Origin of the sequence: Streptomyces pyxinicus (assembly GCF_024753135.1) — a bacterium.
Lineage (GTDB): Bacteria > Actinomycetota > Actinomycetes > Streptomycetales > Streptomycetaceae > Streptomyces > Streptomyces pyxinicus.
This window is the reverse complement of the sequence record NZ_JANUGP010000016.1, coordinates 25,920-45,153: the sequence shown is the minus strand read 5'-3', so window position 1 is coordinate 45,153 and position 19,234 is coordinate 25,920. Positions and strand designations below refer to the sequence as shown.

Below are 19,234 nucleotides of genomic sequence, written 5' to 3'. Positions count from 1 at the left end.
GCTGGTGGCCCTCGTCGCCAAGGGGGTGACGAAGCTGTGACCGCCGAGAACATCGTCGGCCTGGTCGTGGCCGTCGCCCTGCTGGGCTATCTCGTCCTCGCCCTGATCTTCCCGGAGAGGTTCTGAGAACAGACATGGGTCCCGTACTGGCAGGCGTGCTCCAGCTCCTCGCACTGATAGGCGTGCTGGCGCTCGTCTACATCCCCTTCGGCACCTACATGGCCCGGGTCTACTCCTCCCAGAAGCACCTGCGGGTGGAGAAGTGGATCTATAAGGGCATCGGTGCCCACCCCGACACCGAGATGACCTGGCCGGCGTATCTGCGCGCGGTCCTCGCCTTCTCGGCGGTCGGCGTCCTCTTCCTCTACCTGCTGCAGCGCCTCCAGGGTGTGCTGCCCGGCTCGCTGGGCTTCTCCTCGGTGAACCCGGCGCAGTCGTTCAACACGGCCGTCTCGTTCGTGACGAACACCAACTGGCAGTCGTACTACGGCGAGCAGACCATGGGGCACGTCGTGCAGACGGCCGGTCTCGCGGTGCAGAACTTCGTGTCGGCCGCCGTGGGCATGGCCGTCGCCGTGGCCCTGGTACGCGGCTTCGCCCGCTCGCGCACCGGTGAGCTGGGCAACTTCTGGTCCGACCTGGTGCGCGGCACGCTGCGGATCCTGGTGCCGGTCGCCGCGATCGCCGCGGTGATCCTCGTCGCCTGCGGCGCGCTCCAGAACTTCTCCGGCATCCACGAGGTCGGTCAGTTCATGGGCGGCACGCAGCAGTGGAACGGCGGCGCGGTCGCCTCCCAGGAGGCCATCAAGGAGGTGGGCACCAACGGCGGCGGCTACTTCAACGCCAACTCCGCCCATCCCTTCGAGAACCCCACCGCCTTCACCAACCTGTTCGAGGTCTTCCTGATCCTCGTCATTCCGTTCTCGCTGACCCGCACCTTCGGCGTGCTGGTCGGGAACGTGCGGCAGGGGTACGCGATCCTCGCCACCATGGGCGCCATCTGGCTCGGGTTCACCGCACTGATGATGTGGACCGAGTTCGCCCACCACGGCCCGGCGCTCCAGGCGGCGGGCGGGGCGATGGAAGGCAAGGAGGTCCGCTTCGGCGTAGGCGGCTCCTCGGTCTTCGCGGTGGCGACCACGCTGACCTCGACCGGCGCGGTGGACTCCTTCCACTCCTCCTACACCGGGCTCGGCGGCGGCCTCACGATGCTGAGCATGATGCTGGGCGAGATCGCGCCCGGCGGCACCGGCTCCGGTCTCTACGGCATCCTGATCATGGCGGTCATCGCGGTGTTCATCGCCGGACTGATGGTCGGCCGTACCCCCGAGTACCTGGGCAAGAAGATCGGCGGCCGCGAGATGAAACTCGCCGCCTGCTACATCCTGATCACCCCGGCGCTGGTCCTCGTCTTCACCGCGGCCTCGATGGCGCTGCCGACCCCGCCGCACTCGATGCTCAACTCCGGCGCGCACGGCTTCTCCGAGGTGCTGTACGCCTTCACCTCGGCCGCCAACAACAACGGCTCGGCCTTCGCCGGCCTGAACGCGAACACCGACTGGTTCAACACCATGACGGGCCTCGCGATGCTGCTGGGCCGCTTCCTGCCGATGGTGTTCGTGCTGGCGCTGGCCGGCTCGCTCGCCGAGCAGCAGCCGGTGCCGGTCACGGCGGGCACCCTGCGCACCGAGAAGCCGCTGTTCACCGGCCTGCTGGTGGGCGCGATCCTGATCATCACCGGTCTGACCTACTTCCCGGCCCTCGCCCTGGGCCCGCTGGCCGAAGGGCTGGCGTGATGACCACCCGTACAGAGAAGTCAGAGGACTCCATGTCCACAGCCACTCCCACCCGGGCGCCGCACAGCGACGTCCCCAGCGGGCACAAGTCCGCCGAGGGCCGTGTAGGCGCGGGCCTCTTCGAACCCAGGGCGCTGGTCAGGTCGCTGCCGGACGCCTTCCGCAAGCTCGATCCGCGGGTGATGGTGAAATCGCCCGTGATGTTCGTGGTGTGGATCGGCTCGGTGCTGACCACCGTCTTCTCCCTCAAGGACCCCACCGACTGGTTCGGCTGGACGATCAGCGCCTGGCTGTGGCTGACCGTGGTCTTCGCCAACCTGGCGGAGGCGGTCGCCGAAGGCCGCGGCAAGGCGCAGGCCGACACGCTGCGCAAGGCCAAGACCGACACCGTCGCCCGCCGGCTGCTGACGGACGGCTCCGAGGAGCAGGTCCCCGGCACCGCGCTGACCATCGGCGACCTCGTCGTCTGCGAGGCCGGCGACGTCATCCCGGGTGACGGCGACGTCGTCGAGGGCGTGGCGTCGGTGGACGAGTCGGCCATCACCGGCGAGTCCGCCCCGGTCATCCGCGAGTCCGGCGGCGACCGCTCCGCGGTGACCGGCGGCACCAAGGTCCTCTCCGACCGCATCGTCATCAAGATCACGACGAAGCCCGGTGAGACCTTCATCGACCGGATGATCAGCCTGGTCGAGGGCGCGGCCCGGCAGAAGACGCCCAACGAGATCGCGCTGAACATCCTGCTCGCCTCGCTGACCATCGTGTTCCTGCTGGCCTGTGCCACGCTGCCGCCGTTCGCCGACCACGCGGGCACGCATCTGACGATGGTCGTGCTGGTGGCGCTGCTGGTCTGCCTGATCCCGACCACGATCGGCGCCCTGCTCTCCGCGATCGGCATCGCCGGCATGGACCGCCTCGTCCAGCGCAACGTGCTGGCCATGTCCGGCCGGGCGGTCGAGGCCGCCGGTGACGTCTCCACCCTGCTGCTGGACAAGACCGGCACCATCACGCTCGGCAACCGGCAGGCGGCGGAGTTCGTCCCGGTCAGCGGCACGACCGAGGCGGAGGTCGCCGACGCCGCCCAGCTCTCCTCCCTCGCGGACGAGACGCCCGAGGGCAGGTCGATCGTCGTCCTGGCGAAGGAGCGGTACGGGCTGCGCGAGCGCCACCAGGGCGAGCTGGCCGGCGCCGAGTGGATCGAGTTCACCGCCCAGACCCGCATGTCCGGCGTCGACGTCGACGGCCGCGGCATCCGCAAGGGCGCCACGGCCTCGGTGATCGCCTGGGTCGGGGAACAGGGCGGTACGGTCGCCGCGGACGCGGACACCGCCGCGAACCGTATCTCCGAGGCAGGCGGCACCCCGCTCCTCGTCGCCGTCCGCGACTCCCGGGGCGCCCGCGTGCTGGGTGTCATCCACCTGAAGGACGTCGTCAAGGACGGGATGCGGGAGCGGTTCGAGGAACTGCGCCGCATGGGCATCAAGACGGTCATGATCACGGGTGACAACCCGCTGACCGCGAAGGCGATCGCGGAGGAGGCGGGCGTCGACGACTTCCTCGCCGAGGCCACCCCCGAGGACAAGATGGCCCTCATCAAACGCGAACAGGCCGGCGGCAAGCTCGTCGCGATGACCGGCGACGGCACCAACGACGCCCCGGCGCTGGCCCAGGCGGACGTCGGCGTGGCCATGAACACCGGTACGTCGGCTGCCAAGGAGGCCGGCAACATGGTCGACCTCGACTCCAACCCGACCAAGCTGATCGAGATCGTGGAGATCGGCAAGCAACTCCTCATCACACGTGGCGCGTTGACGACGTTCTCCATCGCCAACGACGTCGCGAAGTACTTCGCGATCATCCCGGCGCTGTTCGCGGCGGTCTACCCGGGCCTGGACAAGCTGAACATCATGCAGCTGTCCTCACCCGACTCCGCGATCCTCTCCGCGGTCGTCTTCAACGCGCTGATCATCATCGCGCTGGTGCCGCTGTCGCTGAAGGGCGTGCGGTACCGGCCGATGAGCGCCGACCGGATGCTCCGCCGCAACCTCGGGATCTACGGCATCGGCGGTCTGATCGCCCCCTTCATCGGCATCAAGATCATCGACCTGCTCCTCTCCCTCATCCCCGGAATCGGCTGATCGCCATGAACAACTCCGTAACGAACACCGCCCGGTTGCTCGGCGCGGCCCTGCGGGCCCTCCTCGTCCTGACCCTGGTGACGGGCGTCATCTACCCGCTGGCCGTCACCGGCGTCGCCCAGGCTCTGTTCCACGACAAGGCGAACGGCTCCGAGATCACGGCGGACGGCAAGGTCGTCGGCTCCTCCCTGATCGGGCAGCAGTACAACCTGCCGCTGAAGAAGGGCCAGGAGACCCCCGACCCCGACCTCAGGTGGTTCCAGGGCCGGCCGGCCAACGGGCTCGGCAGCAACAGCCTCAACACCCGGTACCAGCTGATCCTCTCCGGGGCGACGAACCTCTCCGCCGACAGCGGCGCCGTGCACGGCACCTGCCCGGCCGAGCCCGAGGACGGCACGCTCTGCGCCCAGGTGCGCGCCGCCAAGGCCGCCGTCGTCAAGGACAACTCGGTGCCCGGCCACCCGGTCAAGCCCGCGGAGGTCCCCGCCGACGCCGTCACCTCCTCCGGCTCCGGCCTGGACCCGGCGATCTCCCCGGCCTACGCCGGACTCCAGGTCCACCGGGTGGCCGCGAGGAACGGCCTGTCCGTCGCCGCGGTGGAGGCACTGGTCAAGGACCACACCCGGAGCCGCACCCTGGGCTTCCTCGGCGAGCCCCGGGTGAACGTCCTGGAACTCAACATCGCGCTCAAGGACCTCGCGGCGAAGCGGTGACGGCCCTGTGCGACCCACACGGGAGCCGACGGCCCGGGAGACATCCCGGACCGCCGGCTCCCGCCGCCGTGCGGTCGGCGGCCCGACGTACGACAGGAGAGGCACACTCCCATGACCCGGGTGCTCGTGGTGGAGGACGACCCGCAGCTGGTACGGGCCCTCGTCATCAACCTGCGGGCACGGCACTACGGCGCGGACGCCGCCCCCGACGGGGCCACCGCGCTTCGGCTCGCCGCCGCCCGCCGGCCCGACGTGGTCCTGCTCGACCTCGGCCTGCCCGACATGGACGGCACCGACGTCATCAAGGCCCTGCGCGGCTGGAGCCGCGTCCCGATCCTGGTCCTGTCCGCCCGCCGGTCCTCCGACGAGAAGGTCGCGGCCCTCGACGCGGGCGCCGACGACTACGTGACCAAGCCGTTCAGCATGGACGAACTGCTGGCCCGGCTGCGGGCCGCCGTCCGCCGCACCGAGGACACCCCGCTCGTCCGGGAACCGGCCCTGGTCAGGACCGAGGACTTCACCATCGACCTGCTCGCCAAGAAGGTCGCCCGCGACGGCAGGGACGTCCGGCTGACACCCACCGAGTGGCAGCTGCTGGAGATCCTGGTGACCAACCCCGGCCGGCTGATCACCCAGCGGCAACTGCTCCAGGAGGTGTGGGGAGTCACGCAGAGCAACAAGACCAACTACCTGCGGGTCTACATGGCCCAACTCCGCCGCAAACTCGAAACCGACCCCTCGCACCCCCGCTATCTGGTCACCGAGCCCGGCATGGGCTATCGCTACGAGGGATGACATGGGTACCAGATGCCAGTACGGACTGCGCGACGAAGAAGGAGCACCCCGTGACAGTTCAGCGGCTGGACAACGTAGGCATCGTCGTCGACGACCTGGAGGCCGCCGTCGCCTTCTTCACCGAGCTGGGCATGGAGCTGGAAGGTGAGGCGCAGATCGAGGGAGCCTGCCCGGATCAGATGCTCGGTCTCGACGGGGTCCGCAGCGCCATCGCGATGATGCGCACCCCGGACGGCCACGGCAAGCTGGAGCTGACGAAGTTCCACACCCCCGCGGCGGTCACCGCCGGACCGCTCGACCCGCCTCCCCACACTCTGGGCCTGCACCGTGTCATGTTCGCCGTCGACGACATCGACGACACGATCACCCGCCTGCGCCGCCATGGTGCCGAACTCCTCGGCGAGGTGGCGCAGTACGAGGACATCTACCGCCTCTGCAACCTCCGCGGCCCCTCGGGCATCATCGTCGCCCTGGCCGAACGCATCGGTTAGGTCCTGGCCCTGCGGTCATCCTCGGGTCCGGATGAGGATGCCCGCGAGAACGCCTCCAGGGCCGACAGCCGGGGCGCGGCCGGCCCGACAGCCCGCCGCGGCTATCCCCGGCGGCCTTCGGCGTCGGGCGGAACGGCCTCGAACTCCCGCTCCAGATCACGGGTGTCGAGGCGGAGCCGCAGGACGTTCCGACGGTGTACGGCCGTCAGGGCCGCATGCAGTGGGGATGGCGGAACCGCGAGGACGGGGCAGGCGGCGCGGGCGAGGCAGTAGCGGCTGACCGACGGCCACAGCGCGCGGTGCAGCCGGCCCCGCCCGCCGGCGCCGATGACGAGGAGGTCGCCGCCCCGGCCGGCGATCCGCACGAGCGCCGGTCCGGGGGCACCCCGGACGACGAGCGCTTGTCCGGGCAGCCCGGCGCCGGCGTCGCCGAACACGTCACGCAGCGCTCCCTCCAGCCGCTCCCGCGCGAGGCGCTCCCACTCCGGGAGCAGGGCGCTGGTGGCCGGGAACCTGCGGGCGGCGAGGTCCCCCTCCGGCGCCTCCCACGCGACCACCGGCCACAGCTCCGCACCGCGCAGCCGGGCCTCGTCGGCAGCCCGGCCCAGGGCAGCGAGGCTCCCCGGCGAACCGCTCACTCCCACGACGACACGATCGGTTGCGGCCATGGGGGACTCGGACATCGCCTTCACCTTCTGCACGTGCCGACCGAGGGCTGCCGGTCGGCGAACCTTCGCGGAAACACCTCCATCTCACCCTCGTTCCACGGGACTCGACAGTCCGTGCACCAGTTCTTGGCGTCCTTCTGACGGCCCTCCCGGCACCGACCCGCCAGCGCTGTCGGCATCCCGTCAAGGTCGTCCGGAGCTTCGTCAGTGTCGTGACCGGATGTCCGGCTCCGTGGGCCGGGCTGCGGCTTGTACGAGGTTCTCCTCCAGGCGCTCCAAGGTGGCGAGCGCGTCGGCGCACTCGTCGTCCGTGAGGCCCGTGGTCGAGATGTCCTCAAGCCGGCTCCAGACCCGCTCGACCTCCCGGCGCAGGGCGTGGCTGGCCGCGGTCGGCTCGATGAGCGAGGCACGCTTGTCGGTGGGGGAGGGGCGGCGGCGCACGAAGCCGGCCTGTTCGAGGCGTCGGACGGTGCGCGTCATGGTGGCGGCATCGGAGTCCATCAGGCGCACCAGGTCGATCTGACGCTGGGGGCCGAGTTCCCAGAGGTGCATCATGACCAGCTCCTGGCCCGGGTGCAGACCGATCCGGCGCAGAAGCTGTCCCGCGAACATGCGGTGCAGCCGGGCCAGCCGGAAGATGGCGTGACTGATCGGCCCACCGCCGGCGGCGCCGGGGACCGGCACGGCGGCGACCTGCCCGACTTCAGATGGGGAATCGGCCATCTCTTCCTCACTCTCCTGTTTGAACAGGGTGACTCTACCTTCCCACGAGATCGCCAGGGTCACTTAGCTCGTCCGCTGGAATATATGCGCAGTTCAGAGAGGTGACTACGGCATCGCTCCTGACTTTCGAAGCCGAATAGGAGTTGTTCACTGTCCAGACAAGTGTTTTACTTGTTCGGACAGGAAAATCGGCGGCGGACGGCATCTCGACACCTCCCGCCGCAGACCGCGACTCCTACCGAGGGAACGACCCATGACCACTGCTTTCGACCCGATCGAGCTGGGCGGCGTGCGCCTCGCGAACCGCGTCGTGATGGCGCCGATGACCCGCAGCCGCGCCTACGGCCCCGGCGCGGAGCCGACCGAGCTGATGGCGACGTATTACGCGCAGCGGGCCGCAGCCGGGCTGATCGTCACCGAGGGCATCCAGCCCTCACCCGTCGGCCAGGGCTACCCCGACACCCCCGGCCTGCACACGCCCGGTCAGGTGCGGGCGTGGCGGACGGTGACCGACGCCGTGCACCGCGCCGGCGGCGTGATCTTCGCCCAGCTCATGCACACCGGACGCATCGGTCACCCCAGCCTGCTGCCCGAGGGCCTGGTACCGGTGGGGCCCTCGCCGGTCGCCGCCCAGGGCCGGGTGTACACCCACCAGGGCCCGCGGGAATTCGTCACGCCGAAGGAACTCGGCGAGGCGGAGATCCGGCAGACCATCGCCGACTTCGCGACCGCGGGGCGCAACGCCGTCGAGGCCGGTTTCGACGGCGTGGAGATCCACGGCGCCAACGGCTACCTGCTCCATCAGTTCCTCGCGGACAACACCAACCACCGTACCGATGCCTGGGGCGGCTCCGTCGAGGGCCGGATCCGGTTCGCCGCCGAGGTCGTCACAGCCGTGACGGAGGCGATCGGCGGCCGCCGCGTCGGTCTGCGGATCTCGCCCGGCAACCCCTTCAACGACATCACCGAGAACAACCCGGGCGAGATCTACGAGGCGCTGCTGAACCGGCTCGCCGGTCTCGACCTCGCCTATCTCCACCTGATGGAGGGCCCCGATGCCGAGCTGACCGCCCGGCTGCGCAAGGCATGGCCCGGCACCTTCGTCCTCAACCCGTTCACCCACCCCGACATCACCGGCCCCGACGCGCTCAAGCTGATCGAGGACGGCAGCGCGGACCTGGTGGCCTACGGAGCGCTGTTCCTCGCCAACCCCGACCTGCCCCGACGGCTCGCCGGCGGTGGTCCGTTCAACACCCCGGACCAGTCCACCTTCTACGGCGGCGACCACCGCGGCTACACCGACTACCCCACCCTCACCGTTTGAGCGACGGCCCGACAGGCGGGCCTTGATTCTGGGAGTTTCCGATGTCCAAAGCGATCACCTTCTCCGAGTACGGCGCCCCCGAGGTGCTGCGGCTGTCCGAGGTCACCGCGCCTGAACCCGGGCCGGGCCAGGTCCGGATACGGGTGCGGGCCGCCTCCGTGAACCCGCTCGACATGAAGATCCGCTCCGGCCTGATGGCCGGCGCCGCCCCGGCGCGCTTCCCCGTGGTCCCCGGACTGGACGCGGCCGGTGTCGTCGACGCGGCCGGCGAGGGAGCCGGCGCGGCCGTGGGCGACGAGGTCCTCGGCGCCACCGCGGGCGGCAGCTACAGCGAGTACGCCCTGATCGACGCGCCGGTGGCCAAGCCCGCGGCACTGTCCTGGGAGGTCGCCGCGTCGCTGGTCACCGTCGGCCGGACCGCGTTCCGTGTCCTCGCCCAGTTGGGGGTGCGCCGGGGGCAGACCCTGCTCGTCCACGGCGCCGGCGGCAGCGTGGGCGTCATCGCGACGCAACTGGCCGTCGCGCGCGGCATCACCGTCGTCGCCACGGTGGGCGAACACGACATCGAGCGGATCACCACGCTCGGCGCCACCGCCGTCCGCTATGGCTCGGGCTGGGTGGAGCGGGTGAGGACCGTGGCGCCGCGGGGCGTCGACTTCGTCCTCGACGCCTCCGGTGCCGGCGTCCTCGCCGAATCCGTGGCCCTCACCGGCGACAGTGCGAACGTCATCACGATCGCCGACATGTCCGCCGCACAGTACGGCGTCCGCTTCAGCGCGGGCGGCGCCGACCAGGCGGAGCAAGCCCTGCCGCAGCTGGTCGAGTTGGCCGCCGCGGGGAGGCTCACCCTGCCCGTCTGGCGGACCTACCCGCTCGACCAGGCGGCTGCCGCGCACGCCGACCTGGAGGCACGCCGCAACCGGGGCAAGGCCGTCCTGCTGCCCTGACACCCCGGGCCGTACCGGCCGTCAGGGTATCGACAACCCCGCGTAGTTCAGGGCGAGTTCGGTGCTCGCGTGCGGGGAGTCGGCGATGCGGTCCAGCTGTGAGATCTGGAGCCTGGTGCCGAACTCCCCCTGGTCGGGATCGGTGTGGAGGGCGGTCGTCATGAAGGACGAGAAGTGCTCGGCCCGCCAGACCCGGCGCAGACAGGTGTCGGAGTAGGCGTCCAGGAGGTCGGTGTTGCCGGTGCGCAGGCGCCGGATGAGGGCGCGGGCGAGGACGGTCACGTCGGAGGCGGCCAGGTTGAGACCCTTGGCGCCGGTGGGCGGCACGATGTGCGCCGCGTCGCCGGCCAGGAAGAGCCGGCCGTGACGCAGCGGCTCGGTCACGGAACTGCGCATCGGCAGCACGGACTTGGCGGTGATGGGGCCGCGGGCGAGTTTCCAGCCGTCCAGGGCGAAGCGCGTGTCGAGTTCGTCCCAGACGCGGTCGTCGGGCCAGTCGGCCGGGTCGGTGCCGTTGGGCACCTGGAGGTACAGCCTGCTCACCTCGCGCGAGCGCATGCTGTGCAGGGCGAAGCCGTGCGGGGAGTGGGCGTAGACGAGTTCGTCGCAGGACGGCGGTACGTCGGCCGTCACACCGAGCCAGGAATAGGGGTAGACGCGCTCGAAGGTACGCTGCGCGCTCCGCGGGACGGCGGTTCGGGCGACGCCGTGGTACCCGTCGCACCCGACGACGTAGTCGCAGGTCAGCGTCTTCTCCTGGCCCTGGTGGGTGTAGTGGACCGAGGGCCGCGTGCCGTCCGCGCCCTCGATCCCCCGGACCTCGGCCTCGAAGTGCGGGGCCGCGCCGTCGGCCAGTTGCAGGGCGACGAGGTCCTTGACGACCTCGGTCTGGGCGTACACCCGCACGCGGCGGCCGTCGGTGAGGGAGGGCAGGTCGATGCGGTGGGCGCGGCCGTTCCAGCGCAGTTCGATGCCCTCGTGGACGAGGCCCTCGCGGTCCAGGCGTTCGGCCGCGTCCGCCTCGCGCAGGGCGTCGACGGTGGACTGCTCCAGGATGCCGGCGCGCTGGCGCTGTTCGACGTAGGCCCTGCTCCGGCGCTCCAGGAGGACGCAGTCGACGCCGGCCCGGTGCAGGAGGCGGGAGAGGAGAAGCCCGGCGGGGCCGCCCCCGATGACGGCGACGGTGGTGTGCATGGTCACTCCTCGGGTGCGGAGCCGGCGGTTTCGGCCAGGACGCGGTCGGCGATGGCGAAGGCGGCGTTGGCGCTGGGGACGCCGCAGTACACGGCGGTCTGGAGCAGAACCTCCTCGATGTCCCCGGGGGTGAGGTCGCCGCTGGTCAGGGCGGCGCGCAGATGCATCTCCAACTCGGCGTGGTGGCCCTGGGCGACGAGCGCGGTGAGGGTGAGACAGCGGCGGGTGCGGTGGTCCAGGCCGGGCCGGGTCCAGATCTCGCCCCAGGCGTACCGGGTGATGAAGTCCTGGAAGGCGGCCGTCAGCGGGGTGGTGCGGGCGAGGGCGCGGTCCACGTGGGCGTCGCCGAGGACCGTACGGCGTACCGCGAGTCCGGCGGTGTGCCGGCCGGCGTCGTCGGTGTCGGCCGCGAGGTGGGCGGCGAGTGCCCGCGCGACGGGCCGGGGCTGCTCGACGCCCGCGAGATGGGCCGCGCCGGGGATCTCCACCAGCCCGGCGCCGGGGATGGTGTCGGCGAGTTCCCGGGCGTGGGCGACGGGCGTGGCGGGGTCGTCGCGTCCGGCCACGATGAGAGTGGGGGCGGTGACGCGGTGCAGGTAGGGGCGGGCGTCGTAGCCGGCGAGGGCTTCGCACAGGCGGGCGTACGCCTCGGGATCGGTCGCCGTCCGCAGGGCCTCGACGAGGCTGCTCGCCGCCGGAGCCGAGACGAAGGCGGGGGTGAACCAGCGTGCGGCGGACGCGTGGGCGAGGGAGTCCGTGCCGTGGGTGCGCACGTCGCGGGCCCTGTCGTGCCATCCGTCCGGCTCCCCGAACCGCGCGGACGAGCAGACGACGGTCAAGGAGGAGACACGGTCGGGGTGGTGGGCCGCGAGCCAGATGCCGACGGCGCCGCCCAGGGAGATGCCCGCGTACGCGAAGCGGTCGATGCCGAGGGTGTCGGCGAGGGCCAGGACCTGCTGCCCGAGGTCGGCGACGCCGCCGCCGGGGGGCAGGACGTCCGGGTGGGTGCCGCCGTGTCCGGGCAGGTCCCAGCGGACGATCCGGTGGGTACGGGCCAGCAGCGGGACCTGCTGGTCCCAGACGGACAGCGGGGTGCCGAGGGAGGGGCCGAGGAGGAGGGGCGGGTACGACGGCGGGCCGTCCACCCGGTGGTGCGGGCCGGTGTCGGGGCGGATGGTCATGGTGCTCCTTGTGCGGGCTGCTCGCCCTCGGGGGCGGGGTCCGGTCGCCGCAGGGCCCGGTCGACGAGCGCGGCGGCGGAGCCGTGATAGGCGGACGGGTCCGCGAGGGCGTGGAGTTGTGCTGACGTCAGGAGACGCGTGACGGCCGGGTCGGCGCTGAGCGAGTCGGGCAGGCCGACGGCTTCCCGCGTGGCCTGGTCACCGGCGCGGGTGACGGCCGCGCGGGCCTCGGCGCGGCCGGCCAGCGGTGCGAGGGCGGCCACCAGGCGTTCGGCGGTGAGCTGTCCGTGGGTGGCGCCGAGGTTGCCGCGCATCCGGTCGGGGTGCACGCGCAGGCCCGCGACGAGGTCCGCCGCGGTGGCCGCCATGCCGCCGACGGTGCGCAGGGCGTCGCGCAGGGTCGGCCATTCGGCGTGCCAGGCGCCGGAGGGGCGTTCGTCCTCGGCGACGAGGCAGGCGTAGAGCACGCCGGTGAGGGCGGGTACCCGGCGCGCGGCGCCCGCGATCAGGGTGGCACGCGCCGGATTGGCCTTGTGCGGCATGGCGGAGGAGGTCCCGCCGGTGCCCTCGGTGACCTCGCCGATCTCCGTACGGGAGAGGACGAGCACGTCGGCCGCGATCTTGCCGAGCGCGCCGGAGGCCAGGGCGAGGGCGCCGCCGAGTTCGGCGACCGGGGTGCGCAGGACGTGCCAGGGCAGCGCAGGCTCGGCGAGACCGGTCTCGCGGGCGAACGCGGCGCACAACCGCAGCCCGACGTCCTCCCCGAACGGGCCGTCGGCCCGGGGCTCGTCACCGTCCTCCGCCTCCGCGTAGGCGTGGAAGGCCGCCAGCGTCCCTGCCGCGCCGCCGAGTTGGGCGGGCAGCGCGGACCGTACGGCCGTCAGCCGGTCGTGGGCGTCGAGGACGAGGGAGCGCCAGCCGGCCGCCTTGAGCCCGAAGGTCGTCGGTACGGCGTGCTGGGTCAGGGTACGGCCTGCCATCGTGGTGTCCCGGTGGGCGCGGGCGAGCCGGCCCAGGCCCCCGGCCACCCGCGCCAGGTCGGTGAGCAGGTGGTCCACGGCCTGCGCGGAGATCGTCATCATGGCGGTGTCGAGGATGTCCTGGCTGGTCGCCCCGCGGTGCACGTAGGCGGCGGCCCCGGGATCGGCCTCGGCCACCGCCGCGGTCAGGTCGTGCACCAGGGCGATGACCGGGTTGGCGCCGGCGCGGGCACGCACCGCCAGGTCGTAGGGGTCGAACCGGCCGGGCGCGGTGGCCGCCCGGCTGATCGCCTCCGCCACGCCCGCGGGGGCCAGGCCGAGGGACACCTGGGCGCGGGCGAGGGCCGCTTCGGCCGCCAGCAGGGCGCGGACGCAGGCCGCGTCGCTGGTGAGAGCCTCGACGGCGGTCCCCGCCTGCACGGGGGAGAGCAGCCCGGTGTCGGCGTGGTGCGGGAAGTCAGCCGAAGTCAAGGAAGACCGTCTCCTCGTGCTCGTCGCCGCCCTGCAGACGGATGTCGAAGCGGTGGACCCGCGGGCCGTCCGACGTGGTGATCAGGGTCGCGCGGCGGACGGGGGACAGGCCGGCCAGGAGGGCGTCGTCGCCGAGAGGGCCCGCGTCGTGCAGGTAGGCGCGGGTGTGGAGGTGGTGCAGGAGTCCGCGGGCGAACACGGCCAGCGAGATGTAGGCCACCCCGCCGGGCGGCAGGGTGCGCAGCGTGTAGTGGCCGTCGGCGTCGGTGGGGACGCGTCCGAAGCCGGTGAAGGTGACGGTGTCGCGGCCGATGACCGCGCCGGTGACCGGGTCGCGGCGCAGGGAGCCGGGGGCGCCGGTGCGCGAGCCGTCCGGGGCGGGCTGCCAGGCTTCGACGATCGCGTCGGGGACGGGCTGCCCCGCGCCGTCGAGGACGCGGCCGTGCAGGGTGAGGGTGTCCGGGTGGCCGGGCGGCGCGATGTCCCCGCCGCCGGTGAAGGGCAGCGCGTAGCCGTAGAACGGGCCCACCGTCTGCGAGGGCGTGGGCGGTTGGGGTGCGGGCGTGGTCGTCGGGGTCATCAGTGTCCCTCTTCCGTCCAGGTGGCGGCCGGACCGTCCAGGACGATGTCCCAGTGGTAGCCGAGCGACCACTCCGGCACGGAACGCTCGTGGTCGTAGGCGGCGACCAGGCGTTCGCGGGCGCGGTCGTCGGTGACGGACTGGAGTATCGGGTCGTAGGGGAAGAGCGGGTCGCCGGGGAAGTACATCTGGGTGACCAGGCGCTGGGTGAAGGCGGTGCCGAACAGGGAGAAGTGGATGTGCGCGGGCCGCCAGGCGTTGTCGTGGTTGCGCCAGGGATAGGCCCCGGGCTTGACGGTCACGAACCGGTAGCCGCCCTGGTCGTCGGTCAGGCAGCGGCCCACGCCGGTGAAGTTGGGGTCGAGCGGGGCGGGGTGCTGGTCGCGCTGGTGGGCGTAGCGGCCGGAGGCGTTGGCCTGCCAGATCTCCACGAGCTGTCCGCGCACCGGACGGCCGTCGCGGTCCAGGACCCGGCCGGTGACGGTGATCCGTTCGCCGAGCGGTTCGCCCTGGTGCTGCCGGGTCAGGTCGTGGTCGAGGTCGGTGATGTCGGTGACACCGAAGGCGGGGCCGCTGAGTTCGACCATCTCGGGGTCCCGTACGGCCACGAGGGGCTGTTTCGGGTGGCGGAGCAGGCTGCTGCGGTAGGGCGGGTAGGCCCGGTCGGGGTGGGTGCGCGCGGAGCCGCCGTCGGCGAGGTGCCGGGCGTAGTGTTCGCGGCTGCCGGTGATCTCGGTGCTGATCGTCGCCTGGGTGAGCGGGGTGGTCATGGAGCCTGGGACGGTCATGGGGCCTACCTTTCGAGTACGAGGGCCAGGCCCTGGCCGACGCCGATGCACAGGGCCGCCACGCCGGTGCCGGAGCCGGCGGCCCTGAGCTGGTGGGCGACGGTGCCGGCCAGGCGGGCACCGGAGGCGCCGAGCGGATGGCCGAGGGCGATCGCGCCGCCGCGCGGATTGAGCACCGCGGGGTCGAGGCCGGGCCACTCGGCGAGGCAGCCGAGGACCTGGGCGGCGAACGCCTCGTTGAGTTCCAGCGTGGTGAGGTCGGCGAAGCCGCGGCCGGCCCGTTCCAGGGCGCGGTGGACGGCCTGGACGGGGGCGAGCCCGAAGTAGTGCGGCTCGATGGCGGAGACGCCGTTGGCCGTTATCCGGGCCAGTGGTTCGCGTCCGGTGGCGCGCAGGCCGTCCTCGTCGGCGAGGAGCAGGGCCGCCGCGCCGTCGTTGAGCGGCGAGGAGTTGCCGGCGGTGACGGTGCCGTCGTCCGGGCGGAAGGCCGGAGCGAGCGCGGCCAGCGCCTGGCGGGAGGTGTCCTCCCGGATGCTCTCGTCCCGGCCGACCGGAACGGAACCGCCCTTGCGGCCCGCGACGGGCACGGGCACGATCTCGGCGTCGAAGAGACCCGCGTCCCGGGCGGCGGTGGCCTTGCGGTGGGAGTCCAGGGCGAAGGCGTCCTGCTGCTCCCGGCTGATGGCGTGCTTGTCGGCGATGAGTTCGGCGCTCTCGCCGAGCGGGACCGTCCACTGCGGGTCCATCGCGGGGTTGACCATGCGCCAGCCGAGGGTGGTCGAGTACAGCTGCCCGTGCCCGGCGGGGAAGGGGCGGTCGCTCTTGGGCAGGACGTAGGGGGCGCGGGTCATCGACTCGACGCCGCCGGCGATCACGAGGGAGTGGTCGCCGACGGCGATCGCGCGGGCCGCCTGCACCACGGCCTCCAGCCCCGAGGCGCACAGCCGGTTGACGGTGACGCCGGGCACGGACACCGGCAGGCCGGCCAGCAGGGCCGCCATGCGTCCGACGTTGCGGTTCTCCTCGCCCGCGCCGTTGGCGTTGCCGAACACCACGTCACCCACGGCCGCCGGGTCGAGGTCCGGGGTGCGCTCCAGCAGGGCGCGGACGGTGTGCGCGGCCAGGTCGTCGGGGCGTACCGAGGCCAGCGCGCCGTTGTACCTGCCGAAGGGGGTGCGGACGGCGTCGACGACGTAGACGTCACGCGTGCGGGAGTTCATACGGTGCTCCGCTCGGTGATACGGACAGGGGCCGCGGTACGGGCCAGTACCTCGTCGGTGCCGACACCGGGGGCGGTCTCCACGAGGAGCAGGCCGTCGTCGGTGACGTCGAGCACGGCCAGGTCGGTGATGATCCGGTGCACGCACGCCCTGCCCGTCAGGGGCAGCGTGCACGCGGGGACGATCTTCGGGCTGCCGTCCTTGGCGGTGTGGGTCATGGTGACGAGCACCCGCCGCGCGCCGTGCACCAGGTCCATGGCGCCGCCGATGCCGGTGACCAGCGTGCCGGGCACGGCCCAGTTGGCCAGGTCGCCCCGGGCGGATACCTGCATCGCCCCCAGGACGGCGGTGTCGATGTGCCCGCCGCGGATCATCGCGAAGGAGAGGGCGGAGTCGAAGAACGAGGCGCCGGGCAGGACGGTGACGGTCTCCTTGCCCGCGTTGATCAGGTCGGGGTCCACATCCTCGGGATCGGGGTAGGCGCCGGTGCCCAGGATGCCGTTCTCCGACTCCAGGACGACGTGGACGCCCGCCGGCAGGTGGTTGGGGATGAGGGTGGGCAGCCCGATGCCCAGGTTGACGTACTCGCCGTCGCGCAGCTCCGCGGCGGCCCTGGCTGCCATCTCCTGCCTGCTCCAGGCCATCAGTGCCGCTCCTCGCGCTCGCTCACGGTGCGTTTCTCGATCCGCTTGGCGGCGGTCTGCTCGGGGGTCAGGGCGACGACCCGCTGCACGAACACGCCGGGAAGGTGGACCTCGTCGGGGTCGATCGCACCCGGTTCGACCAGTTCCTCGACCTCGGCGACGGTGATCCGGCCGGCCATGGCGGCCAGCGGGTTGAAGTTGCGGGCGGACTTGCGGAAGACGAGGTTGCCGTGCCGGTCACCCCTGGCCGCCCGGACGAGGGCGAAGTCGGTGCGGATACCGCGCTCCAGGACGTAGTCCGTGCCGTCGAACGCGCGCACCTCCTTGCGCGGGGAGGCCAGCGCCACGCCGCCCGTGCCGTCGTAGCGCCAGGGCAGTCCGCCGTCGGCGACCTGGGTGCCGACGCCCGCCGGTGTGTAGAACGCGGGGATGCCCGCGCCGCCCGCCCGCAGCCGCTCGGCCAGGGTGCCCTGCGGGATGAGTTCGACTTCGAGGTCACCCCCGAGGTACTGCCGGGCGAACTCCTTGTTGGCGCCGATGTAGGAGCCGGTGACCCGGGCGATACGGCCCGCGGTGAGCAGCACGGCCAGGCCGGAGTCCATCGCGCCGCAGTTGTTGGAGACCACGCCGAGCCCGGTGACGCCGCGCTCGTGGAGGGCCGCGATCAGCACGTTCGGCACGCCGCTGAGACCGAAGCCGCCCACCGCGATCGACGCGCCGTCGGGCACGTCGGCCACGGCGAGCGCGGCCGAGGTGACCACTTTGTCCATGGAACACTTCCCTGCTTCCGGCTGCTGTTCGCCTGGTGAACTTTTTTTCGCTATGCTGTCCGTGAGTTTGCCCAGCGGCTTGCGGAACTGTCAATGGCCTTGAAACGGTGCGTTCACGCGGCCGCACCACAGCTGGAGAACAGATGCCACCGCTCCCTACCGCCCCGGCCGAGCCGCCGGCGGAGGCCGTCACCCCCCTCATCCGCGGCCTCGCCGTCCTGCGCGCGCTGAACAACGCGGACGGCTCACTCAGCCTCAGCGGCCTCCAGCACGCCACCGGACTCGCCCGCTCCACCGTCGACCGGATCGCCGGCACGCTCGCGGCGACGGGCTACGTACGCGTGGCAGGCCGCCAGGTCACCCTCGCGCCCCGCCTCATGGAACTCGGCAACGCCTACCTGGCCTCCCTCGGCCTGCCCGCCCTGCTGCGGGAACAGGCCGACCGGCTGGCCGACGCACTCGACGAGTCGGTCTCCCTCGCGGTCCCCGACGGCGACGCCATCCGCTTCGTCCACCAGGCCACCCGGCGCCGCGCCATGTCCCTGAGCTTCCGCATCGGCGACCGGCTGCCCGCCGAACGCACCGCGCCCGGCCCCCTGTTCGCCGCCGCCTGGCCCACCGGCCAATGGGAGGCATGGCACACACGCCGGACGGACGACCCGTACGGGGACACCTTCCCCTTCCTGCCACGGCGGCCGGGCCCCGACGAGGGCACCTTCCGGGCCCGCGCCGCACAGGCGCGGGCCGACGGCTACGCCCTGGACGACCAGCTGATCGAGCCCGGCCTGGTCGCCCTGGCCGTACTCGTCCCGCTGCCCCGCACCCGGACGGCATGCGCGCTCAGCGTCGTCAGCCACACCAGCCGCCACACCGCCGCCGACCTGCGGGACCACCTGCTGCCCCGGCTGCGCGCCGCCGCCACCGACATGGCGGGCCGACTCGACACGGCCGCGTCCCACACGCCGCCACCCACCACAGAGCCGCCGGCCACCTGGACGACCACGTCCAAGCTGGACATGGGCCCCGGATTCATCGAGTCCCTGGCCCGCGGCCTGACCGTCATCACCGGCTTCGACGGCCACCCGTCCCTGACCCTCAGCGAACTCGCCCAGCGCACGGGCCTGTCCCGGGCCACCGTCCGGCGCGCGCTGATCACCCTGCACCACCTCGGCTACGTGGCCGTCGAGGGCCGCGACCACCGCCTCACCCCGCGCGTCCTCGACCTGGGCTACCCCCTGCTGGCCGGCACCACCCTCGCCGGCCTCGCCACACCCCACCTGGCCGAACTGTCCGCACGGGTCGGCGAGTCCACCTCCCTCGCCCTCCTCGACGACACCACGGTCCAGTACATCGCCCGCGCGGCGACGCGCCGCATCATGAACGTCAACATCACCGTGGGCACCCGCCTGCCCGCCTACGCCACCTCGCTGGGACGCGTGCTGCTCGCGGACCTTCCCCCCGCCGAACGCGACGCCCGCCTCGACCGCACCACGACGACCGCCCTGACCCCACGGACCCTCACCGCCCGCGCCGCCATCGAGGACGCCCTCGCACGGGCGGCCCGGGACGGCCATGCCCTGGTCGACGAGGAACTCGAAGCCGGCCTGCGCTCCCTCGCCGTACCCGTCCGCAACCGCGCGGGCACCGCCGTGGCGGCACTCAACGTCGCCATGCACAGCAGCAGCCGTACCGTCGACGAATGCGCCGAACACGTCCTGCCCCTGATGCGGGACACCGCACAGCGGATCGAGAGCGACCTGCACACGGCGGAGCGCTTCACCCACATCCCGCCGACCTGAAACGGAACCAGACAC

19 protein-coding genes are annotated in these 19,234 nt (G+C 72.3%); 9 read left to right on the top strand and 10 right to left on the bottom strand.

The genetic code is table 11. The annotated features are described in order from the left end of the window. Positions 1-36: 36 nt before the first annotated feature. The 6 genes from kdpF to NX794_RS20865 all read left to right on the top strand — a co-directional run bounded on the left by kdpF (position 37) and on the right by NX794_RS20865 (position 5,930). The gene (gene kdpF / locus NX794_RS20890; RefSeq protein WP_016434100.1) at positions 37-126 is read left to right on the top strand and encodes a K(+)-transporting ATPase subunit F; all 90 of its coding nucleotides are present in this window, start codon (positions 37-39) and stop codon (positions 124-126) included. Positions 127-134: 8 nt separating this feature from the next. After that, positions 135-1,796, top strand: a complete 1,662-nt coding sequence (gene kdpA / locus NX794_RS20885) for a potassium-transporting ATPase subunit KdpA (protein WP_258780138.1) — start codon at positions 135-137, stop codon at positions 1,794-1,796. 32 nt (positions 1,797-1,828) lie between these two features. Next, entirely contained in the window at positions 1,829-3,931 is a 2,103-nt protein-coding gene (gene kdpB / locus NX794_RS20880; protein WP_258780137.1) for a potassium-transporting ATPase subunit KdpB, read from the top strand. Positions 3,932-3,936: 5 nt separating this feature from the next. Next, positions 3,937-4,644, top strand: coding sequence for a potassium-transporting ATPase subunit C (locus NX794_RS20875; protein ID WP_258780136.1), 708 nt, complete (start codon positions 3,937-3,939; stop codon positions 4,642-4,644). Between the two features lie 111 nt (positions 4,645-4,755). Further along, on the top strand, positions 4,756-5,439 hold the full coding sequence (locus NX794_RS20870; protein WP_258780135.1) for a response regulator: 684 nt from the start codon (positions 4,756-4,758) through the stop codon (positions 5,437-5,439). A 50-nt stretch (positions 5,440-5,489) separates the two neighbouring features. Further along, positions 5,490-5,930 (top strand): VOC family protein, encoded by a 441-nt coding sequence (locus NX794_RS20865; protein WP_258780133.1) that lies wholly within the window; start codon positions 5,490-5,492, stop codon positions 5,928-5,930. A gap of 101 nt (positions 5,931-6,031) precedes the next feature. On the opposite strand, the gene NX794_RS20860 is transcribed toward NX794_RS20865, so the two are convergent. Further along, entirely contained in the window at positions 6,032-6,613 is a 582-nt protein-coding gene (locus tag NX794_RS20860) for a universal stress protein (RefSeq protein WP_258780132.1), read from the bottom strand. 189 nt (positions 6,614-6,802) lie between these two features. Beyond that, the gene (locus NX794_RS20855) at positions 6,803-7,321 is read right to left on the bottom strand and encodes a MarR family winged helix-turn-helix transcriptional regulator (RefSeq protein WP_258780131.1); all 519 of its coding nucleotides are present in this window, start codon (positions 7,319-7,321) and stop codon (positions 6,803-6,805) included. A 253-nt stretch (positions 7,322-7,574) separates the two neighbouring features. Here NX794_RS20855 and NX794_RS20850 point away from each other — a divergent pair, with 253 nt between their 5' ends. Both NX794_RS20850 and NX794_RS20845 read left to right on the top strand, forming a co-directional pair. Further along, positions 7,575-8,645, top strand: a complete 1,071-nt coding sequence (locus NX794_RS20850; RefSeq protein WP_258780130.1) for an alkene reductase — start codon at positions 7,575-7,577, stop codon at positions 8,643-8,645. Positions 8,646-8,686: 41 nt separating this feature from the next. Beyond that, positions 8,687-9,592 carry an NADP-dependent oxidoreductase gene (locus NX794_RS20845; protein WP_258780128.1) on the top strand — a complete coding sequence of 302 codons (906 nt, stop codon included), beginning with the start codon at positions 8,687-8,689 and terminating at the stop codon, positions 9,590-9,592. 21 nt (positions 9,593-9,613) lie between these two features. On the opposite strand, the gene NX794_RS20840 is transcribed toward NX794_RS20845, so the two are convergent. The 8 genes from NX794_RS20840 to NX794_RS20805 are packed head-to-tail and all read right to left on the bottom strand — an operon-like array spanning position 9,614 to position 17,420. Beyond that, positions 9,614-10,786, bottom strand: coding sequence for a 4-hydroxybenzoate 3-monooxygenase (locus NX794_RS20840; protein ID WP_258780127.1), 1,173 nt, complete (start codon positions 10,784-10,786; stop codon positions 9,614-9,616). Positions 10,787-10,788: 2 nt separating this feature from the next. Then, the gene (gene pcaDC, locus NX794_RS20835; protein WP_258780126.1) at positions 10,789-11,967 is read right to left on the bottom strand and encodes a bifunctional 3-oxoadipate enol-lactonase/4-carboxymuconolactone decarboxylase PcaDC; all 1,179 of its coding nucleotides are present in this window, start codon (positions 11,965-11,967) and stop codon (positions 10,789-10,791) included. After that, positions 11,964-13,418, bottom strand: a complete 1,455-nt coding sequence (pcaB, locus tag NX794_RS20830; RefSeq protein ID WP_258780125.1) for a 3-carboxy-cis,cis-muconate cycloisomerase — start codon at positions 13,416-13,418, stop codon at positions 11,964-11,966. Before pcaB ends, pcaDC begins: the two co-directional genes overlap by 4 nt. After that, the gene (gene pcaG, locus NX794_RS20825) at positions 13,405-13,998 is read right to left on the bottom strand and encodes a protocatechuate 3,4-dioxygenase subunit alpha (protein WP_258780124.1); all 594 of its coding nucleotides are present in this window, start codon (positions 13,996-13,998) and stop codon (positions 13,405-13,407) included. Before pcaG ends, pcaB begins: the two co-directional genes overlap by 14 nt. Next, positions 13,998-14,768, bottom strand: a complete 771-nt coding sequence (gene pcaH, locus NX794_RS20820) for a protocatechuate 3,4-dioxygenase subunit beta (RefSeq protein ID WP_258780255.1) — start codon at positions 14,766-14,768, stop codon at positions 13,998-14,000. Before pcaH ends, pcaG begins: the two co-directional genes overlap by 1 nt. A 23-nt stretch (positions 14,769-14,791) precedes the next feature. Continuing rightward, on the bottom strand, positions 14,792-16,006 hold the full coding sequence (locus tag NX794_RS20815; RefSeq protein WP_258780123.1) for a thiolase family protein: 1,215 nt from the start codon (positions 16,004-16,006) through the stop codon (positions 14,792-14,794). Next, entirely contained in the window at positions 16,003-16,650 is a 648-nt protein-coding gene (locus tag NX794_RS20810) for a CoA transferase subunit B (RefSeq protein ID WP_258780122.1), read from the bottom strand. Before NX794_RS20810 ends, NX794_RS20815 begins: the two co-directional genes overlap by 4 nt. Continuing rightward, complete coding sequence (locus tag NX794_RS20805; protein WP_258780121.1) at positions 16,650-17,420, bottom strand: CoA transferase subunit A; 771 nt, start codon at positions 17,418-17,420, stop codon at positions 16,650-16,652. Before NX794_RS20805 ends, NX794_RS20810 begins: the two co-directional genes overlap by 1 nt. Before the next feature lie 143 nt (positions 17,421-17,563). Between NX794_RS20805 and NX794_RS20800 the strand changes: the two genes are divergently transcribed. After that, positions 17,564-19,219: an IclR family transcriptional regulator domain-containing protein gene (locus NX794_RS20800; RefSeq protein WP_258780120.1), complete on the top strand. Its 1,656-nt coding sequence runs from the start codon at positions 17,564-17,566 to the stop codon at positions 19,217-19,219. Positions 19,220-19,234: the final 15 nt, after the last annotated feature.

Coding starts and splice junctions, on each gene's coding strand:
- NX794_RS20800 (WP_258780120.1), top strand. CDS start 17,564: ATGCCACCGCTCCCTACCGCCCCGGCCGAGCCGCCGGCGGAGGCCGTC.
- NX794_RS20870 (WP_258780135.1), top strand. CDS start 4,756: ATGACCCGGGTGCTCGTGGTGGAGGACGACCCGCAGCTGGTACGGGCC.
- NX794_RS20805 (WP_258780121.1), bottom strand. CDS start 17,420: ATGGACAAAGTGGTCACCTCGGCCGCGCTCGCCGTGGCCGACGTGCCC.
- kdpB (WP_258780137.1), top strand. CDS start 1,829: ATGTCCACAGCCACTCCCACCCGGGCGCCGCACAGCGACGTCCCCAGC.
- NX794_RS20845 (WP_258780128.1), top strand. CDS start 8,687: ATGTCCAAAGCGATCACCTTCTCCGAGTACGGCGCCCCCGAGGTGCTG.
- NX794_RS20840 (WP_258780127.1), bottom strand. CDS start 10,786: ATGCACACCACCGTCGCCGTCATCGGGGGCGGCCCCGCCGGGCTTCTC.
- kdpA (WP_258780138.1), top strand. CDS start 135: ATGGGTCCCGTACTGGCAGGCGTGCTCCAGCTCCTCGCACTGATAGGC.
- pcaH (WP_258780255.1), bottom strand. CDS start 14,768: ATGACCACCCCGCTCACCCAGGCGACGATCAGCACCGAGATCACCGGC.
- pcaDC (WP_258780126.1), bottom strand. CDS start 11,967: ATGACCATCCGCCCCGACACCGGCCCGCACCACCGGGTGGACGGCCCG.
- NX794_RS20860 (WP_258780132.1), bottom strand. CDS start 6,613: ATGTCCGAGTCCCCCATGGCCGCAACCGATCGTGTCGTCGTGGGAGTG.
- NX794_RS20815 (WP_258780123.1), bottom strand. CDS start 16,006: ATGAACTCCCGCACGCGTGACGTCTACGTCGTCGACGCCGTCCGCACC.
- NX794_RS20850 (WP_258780130.1), top strand. CDS start 7,575: ATGACCACTGCTTTCGACCCGATCGAGCTGGGCGGCGTGCGCCTCGCG.
- NX794_RS20875 (WP_258780136.1), top strand. CDS start 3,937: ATGAACAACTCCGTAACGAACACCGCCCGGTTGCTCGGCGCGGCCCTG.
- NX794_RS20810 (WP_258780122.1), bottom strand. CDS start 16,650: ATGGCCTGGAGCAGGCAGGAGATGGCAGCCAGGGCCGCCGCGGAGCTG.
- NX794_RS20855 (WP_258780131.1), bottom strand. CDS start 7,321: ATGGCCGATTCCCCATCTGAAGTCGGGCAGGTCGCCGCCGTGCCGGTC.
- pcaG (WP_258780124.1), bottom strand. CDS start 13,998: ATGACCCCGACGACCACGCCCGCACCCCAACCGCCCACGCCCTCGCAG.